Source organism: Chryseobacterium sp. A301 (genome assembly GCF_054489425.1).
Map to the genome: position 1 here is coordinate 166,709 of NZ_JBTMWY010000002.1, position 17,527 is coordinate 184,235.

Genomic DNA, 17,527 nt, shown 5'->3' on the forward strand with positions numbered 1-17,527 from the left:
AGGAGATTGAAAAAACTTATCTATCTGCTTTTTGGGCTTTGGAGCCTAGGTGTAAGTAGTCAAACGCTTTTTTCTGTACTAGAAAAGAAAACCATTGCACTCGCGGAGCCTAATACCTACAAGATCCGAATTGAAAATTTAAACGGACAAAACGTACAGCTTGCCCCTCGAGGGGAGTTGCTGCCGTTTCACTTCGAAGAGATTAAAGACAGTATTTCTTTGCAAGGAGATCATTACGAGCGCCTCATTACCTTTACGGTTTTTGAGGAAGGTACCTTTACGCTTCCTGCCTTTGAGGTGAAAGTGGGAGAGAAAGTTTTAAAAACCATTCCTTACACATTAGAAGTCGTGAACACAGCGCAAAAGGGCGATCAAATTAATGACATCATGAAAAACAGGGAGGTAAAACTCAATATGAAAGACTATTGGGACCTCTATAAGTTTTACTTACTAGGACTGCTCGCCTTACTCGCAATTGTCTTTTTAATCTACCAATTCATAAAGTACGGAAAACGACAAAAAGACTCTCCAAAAGTAGCGACCAACCAAACATTAAAGGCCCTCGCACAGCTTAAGAAGAAACAGTACATTGAAGAAGGAAATTACCGACTTTTCTATGTGGAGTTAATCGACATTTCAAGAGCCTTTTTGACGCGTCAATACCGAATTCCTGCGGACGTTCTGTTAACGGAAGATTTACTTGATCTGATTCATATGAACCAAACGGTCTCGCAGCCGAGCGAAGCCATCTTAAAAGAAGTTTTCACAAGAGGAGATCTCGTGAAATTTGCGAAAATTTTCCCAGATATGGAGGCGATGACGAAGGATTACGACTCGATTGTGCAGATGGTTAAAGAATCGAGCAAGGATTTAGAATTTGAAAATTTGAGAAAGGATGTTTGATTTGAATTTTCAATGGGAAAGCCCCTGGATGCTTCTGCTCTTTCTTTTCTTTGTTCCCCTTCTGATTCGAGATTTTTCAAAGAAAAATAGCCAGCAGCTGAGAGTAAGTTCCTTAGAGGATATGGACTCTTCGAAAGGGTATGGCCTTGTTTTAAAGTTTTTAAAACTTTCTAAATATTTGATTTTAAGTCTTCTTTTCCTAGCCATGGCTAGGCCACGGACTTTTAGTATTTCAGAGCTTCAGGACGACACTAAAGGAATGGACATTATGCTGACAGTGGATGCCTCTTTAAGTATGCTTTCTAAAGACCTAGAACCCGATCGACTCTCTGCGCTTCAAAAAATCGCAAGTCAGTTTGTGAAGGACAGGCCCACCGACCGAATTGGTCTTGTGACTTACAGTGGAGAAGCCTTAACCAAAGTACCCGTCACCTCTGACCATCAGATTGTGCTAGATGAAATCGAGCAAATAGATCCAATGGAACTAGAGCCTGGAACCGCAATTGGAGACGGACTCTCCGTCGCGGCCACGCATTTAAGACATTCCAAAGCCAAAACGAAGATTATTATTTTGATGACCGACGGGGTCAACACGATTGAGAATTCCATCTCGCCCCTTGTCGCAGCGGATTTGGCGCAAAGTTTGGGAATTAAGGTCTATACCATTGGGATTGGAACCAATGGCTACGCCTTAATGCCCACGAATATAGATATCTTTGGAGACCTTGTTTTTACCGAAGTCGAGGTGAAGATTGATGAACCCACTCTTTTGGACATTGCAAGGAAAACGGGAGGGAAGTACTTTAGAGCTACCTCAAACGATGCGCTTCAAAATGTGTATGCGCAGATTAACCAACTTGAAAAATCCGAGGTGAAAACCTCGAAAATGTATAACTATACCGAGTATTTTCGTTATTTGCTCTTGGGGGCACTACTGATTTTACTCGTAGATGCCCTTTTGAGATGGGCACTGTTTAAAACCATACTCTAAATAGACCACGCATGGACGTAAGCTTAGGCCAACCTCTTTATCTGCTTCTACTCCTACTTATCCCATTTTTAGGGGTGCTTATCGTCGCGTTTTTGCGATGGAGACGGGAGTCTCGTGAGGCCTTTGCAGAACCCAGGTTTAGAGAAAAATTGTTTTCTAAAAGCAGTCTAATCTCAAGAGTTCTTCCTCTTTTCTATCTATTGGCAGTTGCATTTTTAGTCCTTGCGATTGTCGATGTTTTAGGAGCAAGTGAGAAAATCAAATCCGAGCAGAAAATGAACAACGTTCTGTTTTTACTCGATGTCTCCAGTTCCATGAATGCCGAGGACATAGAGCCAAGTAGGCTCACGATGGCAAAAAACATTTTAATTAACACCCTGCAAGGATTAGAAAACGATCGCGTCGGAATCATTGTTTTTGCCGCAGAGGGTCGCTCCATCCTTCCTTTAACGACGGACTTTACCGCGGTGCAGTCCTACGTTCAAGGAATTGAGACCACGATTTTGCAAAGCCAAGGAACGGATTTTTTAAAACCGATTCAGGAGGCCGTTAAGAAATTTAAGTCGGTTCCAAAAGGATCCAGGCAAGTCGTTTTGATCTCGGATGGAGAGGACAATGAAGAGCAGCAGAAAGCAGCCTTATCCCTAGCGAAAAAAGAAGGCATTCGCATTCTAAGCGTGGGCATTGGCACTGCGGAAGGTGCTCCAGTTCCTGAATATTTGTACGGTCAACTTCTAGGGTACAAAATGGGACTTGATGGTCAGCCTGTGGTCACAAAACGTGAGGAAAAGGCTCTTGTAGCTCTGGCAGAAGGGACCAAAGGCAGCTATGTAAATGGAAATTCCCTTGACAATGCCTCCAGAGAAATTCTGCATGAACTAAAGAAGGCTTCAAGCGATTCGAATCTCTATGTGGACTCGCAAAATGCCAAGCATTTTTACCAATATTTCTTAGCTGTATCGCTCTTTTTCTGGCTGCTAATCCTTCTTTTCAATCCGAAAAGAGGTTTTCACTTCTAAAGCCCCACCCAAAGCGGCTGTTTTAACCAAATTTTAACGGTTTTACCCTCAGATATTCAGATTAAAAGAAATAATTTTGTAGCATCAATGGTCAAAAAAAATTATTTTCTATTTCTCTTTGTTATGCTTGGTTTTTACTCTGTAAAAGCCCAGTCAAGTTATAAGCTATTCATGCACGAGGGGAATCAGTATTTTGAAAAAGGAAAGTTCTCGGAATCAAGATCGAAATTCTCAGGTGCAGTCGAAAAAAGCCCTAACGATTTTGCAGCGCATTACAATCTTGGGAATTCCCTTTATAAAGAAAAGAAATTTGAAGAGGCTAGGGCAGAATATGAAAAAGCCCTATCTTTCGCTAAGACAAAAGAGGAAGGACTCGTGGCGCAGTACAATTTGGGAAATTCCCTTATGAAGCTTGATGATTCTAAAGGGGCCGCTGCGGCCTACAAACAAGCGTTAAAGTTAAATCCTTACCAAGAAGAAGCAAGGCGAAATTACGAGATTGCCATGCTGAAAGAAAAAGAGAAAGAATCTCAGAATGCCGGCGGTGGCGGCGGTGGGAATGAGGGCAATAACAAAAGCAAAGACGCCCAAAAGGACCCGAATGGAAAACCGAGTGAAGGCACTGCAGGAGAAGGAGGAGAAGGAAAAGGAGAGGACGGAAAGAACCAGGGAGATGCACCCAAAGGAAGTCAGATGCCAAAAGATGAGCAAAATGCACTACTGAACCGTGTAGAAGGACGGGAATCAGAGACAGCAAGAAAAATATTAAATAAAAACACATATTCGGTGCCTAGGAGCAACGAGAAAGATTGGTGATGAAGACTAGGCTCTTATTTTTTCTGTTCCTTGTAGTCTCAGGTTTGAGCGATGCTCAGGTGAGTCTACTAGCAGATACCGATAAGAAAGTTCTTAACGGTAAGGAGAAATTCACCCTCTACGTAATTCAGGAACTCAACGGAAACGACCTGATTCAAGAAACGCCTCTGCGTACACCCGATTTATCCAAATTTCATGTCTTAGGCCAAGGTTCGGTGCGGCAGACCTATGGAGATCCCTCCACGAGTACCGTCATCAATCAGTTGATTTACGAATTCTTATTAGAGCCTAAAAGCAGTGGGAAGTTCAAGATTGGATCTTTTCTTGTGACCGTGAACGGCCAGATTTACATGACCGATCCCTTTGAGGTGACGGTAAGAGATGGAGATTTTAATACGCGCGCAGCGCAGGAGTCTTCCCTTTCTAAAATCTCGATCGAAATGGAGATCGATCAAAAGCAGATCTACCCCGGTGAACCTACTATGGCGATTGTTCGAGCCTATAGCAAAGACTTTAATCAACTACGTCGGGTGGGGAAAGTAAAGTTCCCTAAAAGCGATCATATGCGTTTTAAGCCTGTGGCTTTTGACAAATCCGAAATACAGCAAAAGACGGGAGTTTCTTCTCAAGTCATTGGAATGGCTCTCGTGATTCCAAAAGAACCAGGTTCCCTAACCGTTCCTGCAGTGAGCGTGAACGTAATGGCGGAAGGGAACAAAGCGCATGAACTCCGAAGCGGCAGTGCAAAGCTCCACGTGAAAGATTTGCCTTCTGCACCTCCTAAGGGCTACAAGGGAGCGGTAGGGGATTATAAACTTACGCTCGTTCCTAAGTTAAAACAAGAACCCTTGCAAGTAGGGAAGGCCATTCCCTTTGAACTGCGCCTTACAGGCGCAGGGAATTTAAGTCGCACGATGCTTCCTCATTTATCAGTTACGGGCGAGAGCTCAATGTTTAGACCGGAGGTCACCACCCGCATTTTAGGGGGTAAAAGAGGACTCGACGGCTATGTGAGCGCCAAGTATCTAGTGATCCCTAAAGTGGCGGGACGCTTTCAAGTGGCCAGCACTCCGTTTGTTTACTTTAATCCAAAGGACGGGCAGTTTCATAGTCTAGATCCGAGTCCTGTGGTTGTAAACGTTTTGACCGAGGAAGAAATCAAAGGGAGTAAATCTGCCATTGAAAAAGTAAACGAGTACACCAACAGTGTGCTCGAGACTGTAAACACTCCCATTGTACAGACCACTCAATTTAAGATAGAAGAAAAAGACAAATTCAATTGGAAGACGCTTCTTTCCAATTACACGCTTATAGCCGTGTTCTTAGCCGTTATTTTACTCTTCTATTCTCTCTTTAGAAGGCTAATGAAAAGCGACTCCAAAACGCAGAAGGTGGATTTAGGCTCGGTCCATGAAACCGAGGAGAAGATCCGCAGAGAAATGGAGATGAACTTTGAGGGCCTCTTTAGTGAGCTGTCCACAGAGGCGAAAAATGGAAATCGAGATGCTTTTTTTGAAGGACTTGAAGATTTGGATGCAAAGGCGCAGCAGAAAGTAGAGGAAACAAATCCGAAAGGAATAAAATCGCAATTTGAAGCCCAGTTTGGGGCGATGGCCGCAGAGGAGTATCGCGATTTTAGACAGAAAGTGAAGATCGAAAAGTATGCCCCTGCACACGCCGCAGAGCCACTAGAAGGGCTTTATGAGCAGGCAGAAAGAATTTATAAGAAAATTGTATAATTATTATTTATTATTCATATTTTTGCGAAATTAATAATTTGAGTTATGGAAGTATTCAGCCATTTTTCTTTTAAAGAAATTTTTACTTGTTCAATGATTCTTTTTGCCGTGATTGACATCATCGGCTCAATTCCGATTATTGTGAGTTTGAAACAAAAGTTTGGAGCCATTGATTCGGGGAAAGCCTCTATTGTGGCAGGACTTATTATGATTTCTTTCCTTTTTGTGGGGAATAAGATACTTGGCTTTATTGGGGTGGATGTGAATTCATTCGCCATTGCCGGTGCTTTCGTTATCTTTATTATTGCCCTTGAAATGATTTTGGGCGTTCAAATTCAGCGTCACGAAGAGGCAAAAGCAGCTTCCATCGTTCCGATTGCCTTTCCTTTGATTGCAGGAGCAGGAACTTTAACGACTACACTTTCCCTGAAAGCGCAGTACCATGACATTAATATTATCTTTGGAATCTTACTCAATACCTTATTTGTTTACCTAGTTCTTCGCTCCGCAAGTTTGATTGAAAGAAAGCTAGGACGCTCTACACTGAAAGTAATAGAAAAAGTATTCGGAATTATCCTTTTAGCGATCTCTATTAAATTATTTACGAGTAACTTTGCAGAACTAATTCAATCGTATATTCATTTTTAAACTATAGCAGTTATGGAAAGGCTTTATAAATTCTTTTTAGTACTCTTTTTACTTTTTGTAGGGGTAAACCTTTACGGTTTAGATTGGGACAAAGGACTTCTTCATGAAGAGAACACGAAGTTTGTCGTTTCTTTAGTAGCCGGAATTATTGGACTTCTTTTGGTCTTTGTTTTAAGTACTTGGTCTAAGCTTCCTGCAAAGAAAGAGGCTTCTAATTAAGAGATTATTTCGAGCTGATTTCCGATCGCCTGAGCTTTTAGCTCCGTTTCTTGAAATTCTTTTTCGACGCTGCTTTTCGCAGTAATTCCTCCGCCCACAAAAAGATGGGCTGAGCGAGTAAATAGTTTTGCGCAGCGAAGCGTCACAAAGAAATAGAGTTTATTTCCCACTTTTAACCGACTGTATCCCCCATAGAATTCTCTTGGGTAAGGTTCAAGGTTCTCTAGAAGCTGTATGCACAAGTCTTTGGGCGTTCCTAGAACGGCCGGAGTGGGATGGAGGTCCTGAATCAAAGCGTCCAGATTTTCTGGATCTACTTGGCAGGTGAAATCGGTTCGTAAGTGTTTGATGGAGCCCGAGGGATGAGAATAGGTCTCTGAGGTCTTAATCCCTGTAGAGTATTTTGAGAGCACCGATTCCATATAACGAGTCACCGCCGCCTGTTCCTCATTTTCCTTTACTTCCCACTCTTCTTCTAAAGGAAGAGTTCCTGCTAAACTCATCGTTTTAAATTGCCCTGTAAGGAGATCGTATTCACCGAGTAATTCGGAGAACGCCCCAATCCAGCTCTCCGTTCCTTGTGCAAATACGTAAGAAAAGGCTTTGGGATACGCTTCTGTCAGATTAAGAAAGCTTTTAGAAAGGGAGAGCTCTTTATAAGCGATAAGCTTTCGTCTCGAAAGCACAAGCTTATCGAGCTCGTGTTCTTTGATAAGCTCTATTGCCTCTTCTAATCTTTCGTTGTACTGCTCCCTCGTTTGAGAAATAAGCTCAGAACTATCTGTAAGCTGTGAGGAGGTGAATTCAGAATCTAGAATTTGCTTTTCACTTACTTTTTCTAGAGTTCCTTTAAAGCTGAGGGTTTTCTTTTCGTCAAAAGAGATGAACTGAAGGGAATCCTTTGAAGGTTCTCCCTGAAGCGTATAGAGGTCCGAAGAAAAAGGAAGCTTGAAATAAAGCATTACTTTAGTTTAGAAAGAGGAATAATGTTGTTTGTCATGGTGGTGTGGTTGATCAGCTTTCCACGCTCGTCGCGAATCTCAATTTGAGAAACGTGCATCGTATTTCCTTTGCGAATAAACGTCGCTTTTCCGGTCACAATCCCTTGTTTTATGCTGCGAAGATGGTTTGAGTTGATGTTCGTTCCCACAGGGGCAAACTGCTCTCGGTCCACGTGTAGAACAGAAAGGGTAGAGCCAAGGGTTTCGGCTAAGGCGACACTTGCTCCTCCATGCAAGATGCCGTAGGGTTGATGAACCTTAGGTTGTACGGGCATAGTGGCAGAAAGACTTTCCTCATCAATGTCCGTAAATTGAATCCCGAGCGTGATCGCCATCGATTCTTTTCCCCAAGAGTTTAGAGCTTTTAAACGTTCTTCTTTTTCTTTTAAATCCATGGTCTAAGAAATGTTTGGGTTCCAGTTTTCTGGAATTTTTGGAGTAATGTCGTTTGTTACAATATAATCGCTTATCGCCTCAAGCACTTCTTCATAAGTCATCTTTTCTAATTGCTCGTAAGGGATTTGATGAGCTAGGAAGACGGTTTTCTTTTTGTAGCATCCTCCCGCAATCACAATAGGAACTTTGGCTTTCATGGCCATGTGGTAAAATCCTTTTCTCCATTTTGGAACCCAGCTTCTGGTTCCTTCCGGCGTAATGACAAGGCTGAAATTGTCCTTCTTAAATTCCTCAGCGACGAAATTGACCAAATCGTTTTTCTGACTGCGGTCAATGCCAACGCCTCCAATCCATTCGACGATTGGGCCGTACCACGCTTTGGTATGCTGGTCTTTAATTATAATTTTGAGGGGTTTTCCTAGCTTCCAGTAGGAGAGGCATCCCAGAACAAATTCTGAGTTGTGCGTGTGTGGGGCTACCACGAGTACGCAGCGATCGAGGTTGTCTTTATCGCCGTGCAACACCACTTTCCATCCCACAAGTTTTAGGGCTAGGCTTCCGATTAATTTTTTCATAAGACTTTTTAGGTTGAAACAAAAAAGTATAACCAACGTAATTGGTTATACTTTACAAATATATTGAAAATTGAATCGCTTAAAACAAATTGGTGATGAAATCAATGACTTTGATCACAATCTCAAGAACTAACTGTATCATAAGATGCTTTTTTAAAGGGTTGGTTTCTAGATTTTAAATACCGCTGTGTAAAGATAAGACAATCGAATCGATTCTAGCATTACATTGAGGTATTTATTTTACTTCTAATTCACTAAGAGTGAGGTCGTCGAGTCAATTTATTCTCTAGAACTCTACTCCTAGTTAGGCGATTTACAAATCTACAATTAATTTGTCTTAATTGTGATTTCTTTTTTTCCACTTTGGATATGAATATTCTTTAGGCTTCCTAAATCAATGTCCATGGAATCCAAGATACGATCCGCTTCTTTTTGTGAGTATTTTTTGTTGTCAATAATCACACTGTCGCCCATTTTTGAATCGTAAGAAATTCGTTTTCCATCAACGGTCATTTCAAAAGATTTGGAGATGCGTACACCTGGATTGTCCTGATCGGATTTGATTGTCACTCCATTGACGTCGTGGTCGTCCTGGTCTTCGTCATCATCATCGATGCCATTTCCATCCAAATCCCCATTGATACGCATTTGGTATTCTCCTGCTTGGTTAAATACTTTCGTATCCATCGGTACAACGAGTTCGTATCTCACATTGTAGTCGCGGAAGCGGTGGTCGTAAGGATATTGGATGAAGTTCGGAAGATAAAGGGTGTTTCCTGTTACCTGTACCGGAACTTTTAAGTCTAGGGGTACGTTGTAACCTTCCGCTTCTTTTTTGATAATTAGGTAAGGCTCTGTAATCCCCGCTTGTCGAGTGATGTCCACGTCGGGATGATCCTCTTCGAATACGCGGTTCTTATCTGAGAATAGATCGTTGTCGTACGCTCTGAAGTTTTGAGGGATATCTACTTTATTGATATTGACATAAATCGAATCGCTTGTAGTAGGAATCGCTAAATTCTCAGTGTCTTCGTTGTGTCCTTTGTAGATCATGTTTTTCTTCGCTACGTTGATGCCAAAGAATGCACCGAGACCGATTAAGGCAACGAACAAGGCGAGTAGAACATACCCAACATTTTTCATCTGTGTTTTTGGAGAAAGAAGCTTAAGAGCAAAATACCCAAAAAGGAGAGCAGGAATTAGGGTTCCAAGTACAGCCATGGCTTTCACCGACCAACCTAAGGAGTCTCCGTCAAAAAGAAAGTCGAGTTCGTTAAATCCGCTAAACGTAGTGGATCCCATGAAGCCGAATACAGCAAAGGTTCCAATGATGCACGAGATGCTCATCAGTAGGAAAAGACCCCCAAGTACGTAGCGCGCTACATTCCAAAGTCCGTTGGTTGCCGAAGAAATATACGGCTTGTTCTCGTTGTAAATTTCTCCTACTCTTTGAGTGGATTCGTTTGCAAATTGAACAATCTTGTTAGATTCTTCCTTTAGGTTGTCAAAATTGACGGGCATCCCTTTCATCTTTAAATGGTCCGATGCGGTTTTGGCCACAGGAAGAACCACCCAAAGAATGATATAGATAAGAGCAATCACTGAGGTAGAAATGGCTGCAGTAAAGATACCTAGGACTGCAAATCCTAGCCAAATAGCTCTCATTACTGTGATGTCAAGACCTGTATAATGTGCTAGTCCTGCGCAAACTCCAGCAATTTTTTGTCTTTCCGGATCTCTAAAGAGTTGTCTTTGTCCTGTATAGGTAGATCCTTTTTTCGAAGTTTTTTCTTTCGTTTCGGAATAGTATGCTTCTTCTTGTTCCTCGATTTGTTCGGGACGTCCAATCTGGGCAATGACTTTCTCTACGTCGTCTGCGTTAATTACCTCACGAGCGCCGAGAATATCTTTGAAAATTTCGACCATACGAATTTCGATATCGTGCATGACTTCCTCAGCTTCCTGCGGATCTAGAGAGCTCTTTAGAGCCTGTAGGTAGTCGCTTAGTTTGATGTAGGCGTGCTCTTCGATTACGAATGAGAAGCCTGCAAGTCCTATGGATAGTGTTTTGTTCATGATATTCTAAATTTTGCTAGTGATTTGGTTCACTGAGTTTGTGAGTTCGTTCCAGGTATTTTGTAGTTCTTCCAAAAACAGAATGCCTTTGTCTGTGATTTGGTAGTATTTTCGGGGAGGGCCTCCAGTGGATTCTTCCCATCGGTAGGAGAGAAATTCTCCATTTTTCAGCCGAGTGAGTAGAGGGTACAGAGTGCCTTCCACTACGTCTAGTTTTCCGCCTTTAAGTTCTTCCATCAAATCGGAAACATACATTTCTCGACTGCGGATCAGACTTAAGATGCAGAACTCCAGAATGCCTTTGCGCATTTGCGCTTTTGTGTTTTCTGTATTCATTTTTAGTACGTAAGCATTGGTTAATTTATTGTAAAGGCCACGACTCAATTGTAAGCGCTAAGAAGTTATACCTTTAACTTTATGATGCAAAGATATGTAATTATATTAGTATTATGCAATACAAAGTAGTGAAATAATTTATCAAATAAATGTAAAGTACTGGTAATCACTTGTATTATTTTCTAGAAGCGAAAATTGAAATGGAGGGAATTGGGAGAAAAGTGCGATTTTTTCTCATTTTTGGGTTGCTGTGAAGCAATTTTGTAAAGTGGACTGTATTACTTGGTAAATATATAGTGTAGTTTTTAAGGTGATTCAATCAAAAATTCCGAATATTGTACTATGGGACTTCAAAATGAACTTAAGTTCATCCTCGCGATGGACGCATTGAAAAGTGTGGAACGTAGGAATTACAATCTAGACGAATCTCGTCGAGAAAACACAGCGGAGCATAGTTGGCAAATTGTGGTGCTTGCCCAAATTCTGTATCCCTATGCCAAAAACAAAGAATCGATTTCACTTTTGCGTGTACTGCGTATGCTCTCCATTCATGACATCGTAGAGATTAAAGCGGGGGATACGTTTTTGTTTGACAACGAGGCAATGACTGGAAAATACGAGCGAGAACTAGAGGCGGCCAAGAGTCTATTTGGGATCTTAGAGAATCCCATAGGAGAGGAGTTTCTCGAACTATGGATGGAGTTTGAAGCGGAAGATACGCCTGATGCCATTTTTGCCTGCGCCGTAGATCGGATTATGCCTTTTCTTTTAAACTGCGCGACGAGCGCAAAGAGTTGGACAGAAGCGGGGGTCAAGGCAAGTCAAGTAGAAAGCATCGTAGGCGAGGCTGTTAGACGTGCCTCTGTAGAAATGGGTGAACTTTTTGAAAACCTTTTTGAGGAGTCCATTTCCAAGGGTAAACTTCTTTCTTAGATTCGTTCGAGTCGATTGGAATCAATCGTAGTCTTCAAATGCCCAAAATTCACAATTGCTTTACCTGTTTTTTGAAAATGAAAAGTGAGCAGTTCAACTCATCGAAAGAAGAAATAGTTTGACCTATTAATCACTTCCTCACCTGATAACTTATCCAATACTGGTTTCTGTTGAATAATAAAGTTAATTCAGAATTAGACAATTTGAATTGAAATTTTCGTCTAGTTCTTTATTTCAATAATCTCATCTTCTGGAATCATTTCTACAACATTAATTAAAGGTAAAAGAAATCGATTATAAAATGTGTTTTCCGATTTACTAAATAAAACTCCTCTGGTATTACCCACAGAGATTGTTGCTAAGTGTGCGAGAAAACCTTTAGGGAGTGTTATCATGTTTTCCGTTTTAAATTTAGCCCAATCATTAGGCTTTACTTTAAAATGATTGTCTGTCTGTAGTTTTAATAATTTCTTTGAATCATGTGAAATATATTCAATAATAACTTGACAAGTAATCATGTTATGGGGGTCTGAAATACTGAAACGCAAAGCTGTATTGACCTTAATTCTCTTTACGTCGTCATACGAAGGCTCTAATATCGCAAATTCTGGATTTTCAATTTTAATAAGTTGAAAATCAATATTTTGTTTCATTTTCATTTACATTTCAAATGCAGGTTGATAACTTTCGTATTCGTTACTCTTGGTGCCAAATAATGGAATTATTTTGCATTTTGTTGGAACCTCTAACTCTTTTTTGGCTGAAGGTAAAGTAGTACTTCGTTTTATCACGATTTCGTTAATATATGATTTTGTGGTCATTTCTAATTCTTGCTCATAACTATAAAGAATAGGCATATCTAAAGTTTTCTGCAACGCAACTATTATTTCCCAACCAAACTTTTCTTTCCCTTTTAAAAGCTTATTTACGTATTGTGGTGTTACATTTAACATTGAAGCTAAGTCTCTCTGGGTTAGTTTTAGATCGTCTAATTTTAACATTATTCTAACTGCTAACCGTTGAGATTCTTTTAACCACTCGCGGTTTTTAATTCTCTCTTTTGCTAATTTAACTGCTTGTGTTTCTCTACCTGCAGTTTTAAGGAAATATTTTTCTTTACTAGTCATATTGTTGTTGTTCAGAAAGATAATCGAAGAATGAATCTTCGTCTGTAATGGAGTTGTCTCTTAAGAAATCCTGAAGTGACCTTAGCTTAATTTCTTGTTTTTCAGTTAATATATGTCCGCTGTTTTCTTGTGACAATTTTATTGCACTTCCTGCTATTATAATAATGCTACCTAATTGTATGCCATATAATCTTAAAACCTGATATTTTGCTTTTTTATGGGGTAGAATTTCGTAAACACTTACACCTTTATAAAATGACTCAAAATTATTTATTGTACTCCCTTCAGCCGCTGCATTAACAAGACTGTTGTCAAAAGCATCTGTGTTTTTCTTTATAAATTCTACAAACTCAAATAAATTATGAACTGGAAAATACTCGTTATTTTCGATTAGTTTGATATTGTCTTCATAGAACTTTTTTAAATATTCTACATCTGTCCATTCATCTAATGCTCTGTTATATTCATCTAATGATTGATTAGGAAAGGTAATAGCAAATAAATCTGCCGCAAAGATACTAACTATTTCCATATAATCAACCTATAGGTTTATTTTTTTATTTGAAATTTTATTGTTTTAAGATCATATTGAGGAAAGTGATTAGTATGAATAATGCTATTTGTTCTAAATAGTTTCTATATTTTCTCCTCTTTCGTATCGGGTAATTGAAAAAATCACTAGATCGTAAATATCAGTGCTAATATACCTAATTTTCTGATATTTATTTGCCTGTAAATGAAAATTTTTGTAGCTAATGATGGTGATTTTATTTATTAGCGGCCTAATAATTAGTGCCTTCTTGAGGAGTCCATATCCAATGGTAAACTTCTTTCTTAGATTCGTTCGAGTCGATCGGAATCAATCGTAGTCTTCAAATGCCCAAAATTCACAATTGCTTTTTTCTTATCGAGCTTCTCAATGGTACCCACACTAGAAGAACCAATGATTCGGACCTTTTGCCCTGGTTTTAACCACAGGTTTCTTTCGTCCTGACTGCGCTTTTCGATTTTCTCGTTGGTTTCTACGATTTTCTCCTGAATGTCTTTGTTTTTAAGCTGTTGGGTGACTTTACGCTTAATCACTTGAAGGCGTTTCGTTTCGTCTTTGTCGGATTCAGTGGATTTGAATTTTTCTTGTTCTAAGAGTTTGACAAAATCTTTTACCACTTCTTTTCTAGCCTTGCCCTTTGTGTAGCTCTTTATGAACTCTTCTATGCGGGAACCAAACTGAAGTTTTCGGTGCTCAGTATCGTATAGTTTCTGAAAATTGTAGAGCTTTTGCTGCATCTGCTCATTTAGCTTTTGCAGGTTTTCTTTTTTAGCCTCACTGGATTCCTTCGTTTGAGCCAGATTGGATTTGAGTTTCTCGACTTCAAACTTTTCTTGTTGAAGTTTGACGATGGTCTTATCGAGGTTCACCACATCTTTTTCTACTTTTTTTCGGGCCGAATTTAAGATGAATCGTGGAATTTTATTTTTCTCTGCAACTTCAAACGTGAAAGAGCTGCCGGCCTGACCTACTTCCAATTTATAGAGAGGAGTAAAAGTTCTCTCATCAAAAAGCATCGCCGCATTTTGGGCGTCCGGTAAGCTTTCAACTAAGAGTTTAATGTTTGTATAGTGCGTCGTTATAATGGCGAAACTTCTCTTTTGATAAAAGAATTCAAGGAAACTCTCTGCCAGAGCACCTCCTAGTTCAGGGTCGGATCCGGTTCCAAATTCATCAATGAGCAAAAGGGTGTTTTGATCGGCCTCCTTTATGATTCCTGCCATCTTTTTAAGACGAGAGGAGTAGGTCGAGAGGTGGTTTTCAATGGACTGGTTGTCTCCAATATCCGAGGCCATCTTTTCAAAAAAGAACATCTCACTTTTAGGATGCACTGGAACCATGATTCCACTTTGAATCATGAGTTGCAAAAGGCCCACGGTCTTAAGCGTAATGGATTTTCCACCGGCGTTCGGTCCCGAAATACAAAGGATCCGGTTTTGTTCCGTTAAAGTAAGAGACTGCGGAAAAATGGTTTCTCCTTTTTTCTTATTCTTTAAATATAGCAGTGGATGGAAGGCGTCTTTTAAACGAAGCGTTCGGTGAGCGTTTAATTTCGGGAGCACCGAATTTGTCAATTCTGCAAATCTTGCCTTTGCCTGCGTAAGATCTAAGTCAAAAGCATAGGCTTGGTACTGGGCAAGAACCTCCTCAAAGGGAGCTAGTTCCGCGGTTAAGGCGCGAAGGATACGGTCAATTTCTTTTTTCTCTTCGTCTTTGGCTTCGCGAAGACGAAATTGGTGTTTTTGAACACTTTCGGGTTGGATGTAAGATATAGAGCCGGTTTTGGAAACCCCAAGGGTGGGTCCGGGGACTCTTTTTTTGAATCCAGATTTGACCGCGAGTACCCTTTGGTCGTCGATAATTGTTTCCCGGATATCGTCCAGAAGGTCCTGTCCTCCGTAGGTGACAAGTGCGCGATTGAAATTCTCTTGAATTGCTTTTTGTGCATGCTGAATTTCGGTTCGAAGTTCCTTTAAAGCGGGGGAGGCTTCTTGTTTGACTTCCCCAAATCGGTTAAAAACTCGATCGATTTTGTCTACGATTTCTTTTTGGTAATCGAGTTTTTCCACTTCTTCTAAAAGGAGGGGGAAAGTGAGAGAAACACTAGGGAAGAATTTCTTTAGCCGCCCAATTTGTTCGGTTAGGGTTTTAATTCGGATGAACCCTGCGTTTTCCAAACGAAAGTTCTCAATCTTGATATGCTTTAAATCCTGTTCCAGGTTTGGATACTCTGAAAAAGGAATGGCGTTTTGACTCTGAAAACTGGTCAGGTATTCAGAGGTCTTCTTTAGAGCTCTTTGTGCCTCTTCAAAAGGCAAAGGCAAAAGCTCCATGATTTGCTCCGCCACATAAGGAGAATACGCAAAGGGCGCAATCTGAGAAAGCAGTTCTGGAAATTCCAGTTCGATTAAATCGTCGGTTTTTATTTGCACAGTGCAAAAATAGCAAAACTTACGGTTTTTCCTTTTTTTAGTTTCCGCCTTGTGCTTATCTTTGAAACTCGAAACCTCGCTTATTGCCTTATGAACAGTTGGAACACGCTTTTAGAGTCCTTAGAATCGGATGCTCAGTACCAAGAACTTCGAAGTGCTCTTGATTTAGAGTATGAGAAAGCCACCGTTTATCCTAAGAAAGAGCACCTGTTTCGGGCGCTTGAAATCACACCGTTTGAAGAAGTAAAAGTGGTGATTGTAGGGCAAGATCCTTACCATGGAGTAGGACAAGCCAACGGGCTTAGTTTTTCTGTGGATGAAAACGTAAAACTTCCGCCTTCGCTTCGCAATATATTTAAGGAACTTCAGTCGGATCTTGGGATAGAGAGGGTTTCTGGAGATTTGCAGCCGTGGGCAAGACAAGGTGTTCTTCTGTTAAACTCCGTTCTGAGTGTTCGTGAGGGAAGTCCAGGCTCGCATCAGTTTTTAGGATGGGAGAAGTACACCGATCAATTTCTTTCCCATTTAAGTAAGAACAAAGACCGCGTTATTTTCGTGCTCTGGGGCGCACAGGCCCAAAAGAAATTGCCCCTTATTGATTCCACCAAGCACTTGGTCCTTCAAAGTGCCCACCCTTCGCCACTCTCAGCCTATCGAGGCTTTTTTGGAAGCAAAGTTTTTTCAAAGATCAATGCGGATTTAGAGGCTAGGGGGCTTGCTCCTATGGATTGGTTATAGGCGTCGGGTACACCTTAATTTTTGCAGAATAAGGAAGCGCATTTTTTTCCAGTTGAGTTTTGGGATAAGGATTTACCTCGACAAGCTCAAAGGTATAGCCCTCGAATTCAAGTTTGGAGAGGGCTTTGGCTCCAATGGAGAGGATTCGCCAATCGTTTTTCGTATCATTTACCGCTATGTTAACTGCGATTTGTACATTTCCGGCCCAAACACAGTTGACATCTAAGGGACATCTACTGTCTCCTACGACTTTTGCGAATTCAAGGAAAACGACATCTTCCCTGTTTCCTTCCGTAGAGAATTTAAGAGTGCCCGACTTCGCTAGTTCTAAAGTGAGCGTTTGGCTTTGGGGCGTATCTTTTTGAGTGGTGCTTGGAGATGGGGTTTCTGCTTTTTTTCTAGATTGGCAGCTTGCTAAAAATAAAGTGAGAGCGAGCACAAATAGGACAAAAGTAAAACTGCGGCTAATTGAATTTTTAATGGCATTCATCTCTAAGGGGTTTTTAAAATTAAAAGAGATCGTACACAACTACAAATAACATGGCGAGCGCTACCACAAAATTAAATCCTGTTCCGTAAAAGAAGCCTATTAAAGCGCCTTTCATGGATCGAACCGCTTTCTTGGTGTCGGTTCGATCGTGCAAAAGCTCGCCGACGAAGACGCCTAAAAACATACCAATTAAAAAACCAAAAGGAACCGGTATAAACAAGAGTCCCACAAAAGTACCAATCACGGAGCCAATGGAGCCCCATCGCGTTCCACCGTATTTTCGGGTGGTCCTAGCCGGAATTACATAATTTAGGATCACTGCAACCACGGTCAGAAAGGAAAAGATCCAAACAAAAGTCATGGAAAGACTTGCGTCGGTTCCGAATTTATAAATTAACAGTCCGCAAAGACTTAGAAGCAGTCCCGGAAGTACCGGTAGAAAGGTTCCTAGTAGGCCTACCACAAGCAAAACAAGGCTAATAAGTACGATAATTCCGTAGTCCATATTCTCAAATTATCGTTAAATTTACAGAATTGC

At 40.7% G+C, this 17,527-nt stretch carries 20 protein-coding genes; 9 read left to right on the forward strand and 11 right to left on the reverse strand.

From position 1 onward, the window contains the following. Positions 1-6 precede the first annotated feature (6 nt). The 7 genes from ACX3PU_RS04085 to ACX3PU_RS04115 all read left to right on the forward strand — a co-directional run bounded on the left by ACX3PU_RS04085 (position 7) and on the right by ACX3PU_RS04115 (position 6,335). The gene (locus ACX3PU_RS04085; protein ID WP_459083643.1) at positions 7-903 is read left to right on the forward strand and encodes a BatD family protein; all 897 of its coding nucleotides are present in this window, start codon (positions 7-9) and stop codon (positions 901-903) included. Beyond that, entirely contained in the window at positions 896-1,894 is a 999-nt protein-coding gene (locus ACX3PU_RS04090) for a VWA domain-containing protein (RefSeq protein ID WP_459083644.1), read from the forward strand. Before ACX3PU_RS04085 ends, ACX3PU_RS04090 begins: the two co-directional genes overlap by 8 nt. A gap of 11 nt (positions 1,895-1,905) precedes the next feature. Continuing rightward, entirely contained in the window at positions 1,906-2,913 is a 1,008-nt protein-coding gene (locus tag ACX3PU_RS04095) for a vWA domain-containing protein (protein ID WP_459083645.1), read from the forward strand. A gap of 123 nt (positions 2,914-3,036) precedes the next feature. After that, positions 3,037-3,729, forward strand: coding sequence for a tetratricopeptide repeat protein (locus ACX3PU_RS04100; RefSeq protein ID WP_459083646.1), 693 nt, complete (start codon positions 3,037-3,039; stop codon positions 3,727-3,729). Next, on the forward strand, positions 3,729-5,468 hold the full coding sequence (locus ACX3PU_RS04105) for a BatD family protein (RefSeq protein WP_459083647.1): 1,740 nt from the start codon (positions 3,729-3,731) through the stop codon (positions 5,466-5,468). The genes ACX3PU_RS04100 and ACX3PU_RS04105 overlap by 1 nt, the downstream gene beginning before the upstream one ends. 45 nt (positions 5,469-5,513) lie before the next feature. Continuing rightward, entirely contained in the window at positions 5,514-6,116 is a 603-nt protein-coding gene (locus tag ACX3PU_RS04110) for a MarC family protein (RefSeq protein WP_459083648.1), read from the forward strand. A 12-nt stretch (positions 6,117-6,128) separates the two neighbouring features. After that, positions 6,129-6,335, forward strand: a complete 207-nt coding sequence (locus tag ACX3PU_RS04115; protein WP_459083649.1) for a hypothetical protein — start codon at positions 6,129-6,131, stop codon at positions 6,333-6,335. On the opposite strand, the gene ACX3PU_RS04120 is transcribed toward ACX3PU_RS04115, so the two are convergent. The 5 genes from ACX3PU_RS04120 to ACX3PU_RS04140 form a co-directional block, all read right to left on the reverse strand. Next, positions 6,332-7,297 carry a chorismate-binding protein gene (locus ACX3PU_RS04120; RefSeq protein ID WP_459083650.1) on the reverse strand — a complete coding sequence of 322 codons (966 nt, stop codon included), beginning with the start codon at positions 7,295-7,297 and terminating at the stop codon, positions 6,332-6,334. The genes ACX3PU_RS04115 and ACX3PU_RS04120 overlap by 4 nt on opposite strands. Next, positions 7,297-7,731 (reverse strand): PaaI family thioesterase, encoded by a 435-nt coding sequence (locus ACX3PU_RS04125; protein ID WP_459083651.1) that lies wholly within the window; start codon positions 7,729-7,731, stop codon positions 7,297-7,299. The genes ACX3PU_RS04120 and ACX3PU_RS04125 overlap by 1 nt, the downstream gene beginning before the upstream one ends. A gap of 3 nt (positions 7,732-7,734) precedes the next feature. Continuing rightward, positions 7,735-8,307: a 1-acyl-sn-glycerol-3-phosphate acyltransferase gene (locus ACX3PU_RS04130; protein ID WP_459083652.1), complete on the reverse strand. Its 573-nt coding sequence runs from the start codon at positions 8,305-8,307 to the stop codon at positions 7,735-7,737. Positions 8,308-8,634: 327 nt separating this feature from the next. Beyond that, positions 8,635-10,383, reverse strand: a complete 1,749-nt coding sequence (locus ACX3PU_RS04135; RefSeq protein WP_459083653.1) for a PspC domain-containing protein — start codon at positions 10,381-10,383, stop codon at positions 8,635-8,637. A gap of 6 nt (positions 10,384-10,389) precedes the next feature. After that, positions 10,390-10,719 carry a PadR family transcriptional regulator gene (locus ACX3PU_RS04140; RefSeq protein WP_459083654.1) on the reverse strand — a complete coding sequence of 110 codons (330 nt, stop codon included), beginning with the start codon at positions 10,717-10,719 and terminating at the stop codon, positions 10,390-10,392. 342 nt (positions 10,720-11,061) lie between these two features. Between ACX3PU_RS04140 and ACX3PU_RS04145 the strand changes: the two genes are divergently transcribed. Further along, complete coding sequence (locus ACX3PU_RS04145) at positions 11,062-11,652, forward strand: HD domain-containing protein (RefSeq protein WP_459083655.1); 591 nt, start codon at positions 11,062-11,064, stop codon at positions 11,650-11,652. Positions 11,653-11,873: 221 nt separating this feature from the next. Here ACX3PU_RS04145 and ACX3PU_RS04150 read toward each other — a convergent pair whose 3' ends face one another. The 4 genes from ACX3PU_RS04150 to ACX3PU_RS04165 form a co-directional block, all read right to left on the reverse strand. Continuing rightward, positions 11,874-12,305 (reverse strand): hypothetical protein, encoded by a 432-nt coding sequence (locus tag ACX3PU_RS04150; RefSeq protein WP_459083656.1) that lies wholly within the window; start codon positions 12,303-12,305, stop codon positions 11,874-11,876. Positions 12,306-12,311: 6 nt separating this feature from the next. Next, positions 12,312-12,779 (reverse strand): helix-turn-helix domain-containing protein, encoded by a 468-nt coding sequence (locus ACX3PU_RS04155; RefSeq protein ID WP_459083657.1) that lies wholly within the window; start codon positions 12,777-12,779, stop codon positions 12,312-12,314. Then, a complete protein-coding gene (locus ACX3PU_RS04160; protein WP_459083658.1) occupies positions 12,772-13,311 on the reverse strand; it encodes a hypothetical protein in 540 nt (179 codons plus the stop codon). The genes ACX3PU_RS04155 and ACX3PU_RS04160 overlap by 8 nt, the downstream gene beginning before the upstream one ends. 302 nt (positions 13,312-13,613) lie before the next feature. Then, positions 13,614-15,761, reverse strand: coding sequence for an endonuclease MutS2 (locus ACX3PU_RS04165; protein ID WP_459083659.1), 2,148 nt, complete (start codon positions 15,759-15,761; stop codon positions 13,614-13,616). Positions 15,762-15,851: 90 nt separating this feature from the next. Between ACX3PU_RS04165 and ACX3PU_RS04170 the strand changes: the two genes are divergently transcribed. After that, entirely contained in the window at positions 15,852-16,499 is a 648-nt protein-coding gene (locus ACX3PU_RS04170) for a uracil-DNA glycosylase (RefSeq protein ID WP_459083660.1), read from the forward strand. Here ACX3PU_RS04170 and ACX3PU_RS04175 read toward each other — a convergent pair. Together ACX3PU_RS04175 and ACX3PU_RS04180 are read right to left on the reverse strand one after the other, a co-directional pair. After that, complete coding sequence (locus ACX3PU_RS04175) at positions 16,483-16,989, reverse strand: hypothetical protein (RefSeq protein WP_459083661.1); 507 nt, start codon at positions 16,987-16,989, stop codon at positions 16,483-16,485. The two genes, ACX3PU_RS04170 and ACX3PU_RS04175, sit on opposite strands and share 17 nt — an antisense overlap. A 19-nt stretch (positions 16,990-17,008) precedes the next feature. Beyond that, positions 17,009-17,494, reverse strand: coding sequence for a DUF456 domain-containing protein (locus tag ACX3PU_RS04180; RefSeq protein ID WP_459083662.1), 486 nt, complete (start codon positions 17,492-17,494; stop codon positions 17,009-17,011). Between the last annotated feature and the right edge of the window lie 33 nt (positions 17,495-17,527).